Raw genomic sequence first — 823 nt, forward strand, 5'->3', positions numbered from 1 at the left:
GTCGAGGCCTGCGGCGCGTGCGGGCCCCTGGGGCGACACGCCACGTCCGGGCGTCGTCAGCGCAAAGGCCGGCGCCGTCATGGACCAGCCGGCCTCGGCGCGCGCGAAGCCACTGAGCGTCAGGCAGGCCTCGGTGCCGGGCAGCATAAATCCGCCCGCGGGGCCGCAGGCGCCGAGGCGCGGCGTGGCGGCCAACTCCGCGGCCGCGAGGGGTGCGGTCGCCGTCGCAAGCGCGATGGCCGCCAAGCCGAAGGCTTTCACTTCAGGAACACATAGATGTCGACTTCGAGCGACGGATCGTCCGACGTCTTGGTCATGTGCAGGTATTCCTCGGCGAACAGGTTGCGCGACTCGAGGCCTTTCTCATCCAGATAGGCCGTGATGGCCTCGTAGGTGGAGTCGATGTCGTCATAGGCGGCCCGGTGCTGGAACCGGATGGCCTTGCCGGACGGCGTTTCGCTGATCTTCACGTCGGGCGTCAGCTCCGTCTTGCCTTCCGGCGCCTGGGCGATCGGCAGCATGGCCGAATATTTGAACCCCGCATCGTCGGTGGCCGTGAACACCGCGAGCGGCCGCCCGGCGGAAGCAAGGCCGTTCTTGACGAGCGTGTCGTTCAGCTTGGCAAAGGTCTCGGTCAGCGTCTTGAAGCCGTCGTCCCAGGTGGACGAACCGTTGATCACCACGGCAGGCCGGGGCTGGACGTCGAGCATCTGGCTGATCGAGGCGTCGCCCGGCGAGGCGCCCACGGTCGAATCGGGCGCCGGCTTGCTGGCGGCCGCATCGGGGGGCGTCGGTACCGTGGCGGCGGGCGCCGCCACGGTAC

General features: G+C 69.4%; 1 protein-coding gene and 1 pseudogene. Both read right to left on the reverse strand.

Annotated elements, in window-relative coordinates; genetic code table 11:
* A pseudogene (locus tag P7D22_RS23285) lies at positions 1–261 on the reverse strand (hypothetical protein); the annotation flags it as partial.
* A partial coding sequence (locus P7D22_RS23290) for a GyrI-like domain-containing protein (RefSeq protein ID WP_319936616.1) occupies positions 258–823 on the reverse strand: 566 nt, incomplete at its 5' end. The pseudogene P7D22_RS23285 and the gene P7D22_RS23290, both read right to left, overlap by 4 nt.

The sequence above is a fragment of the Lichenihabitans sp. Uapishka_5 genome, assembly GCF_033947565.1.
Taxonomy (GTDB): Bacteria; Pseudomonadota; Alphaproteobacteria; order Rhizobiales; family Beijerinckiaceae; genus Lichenihabitans.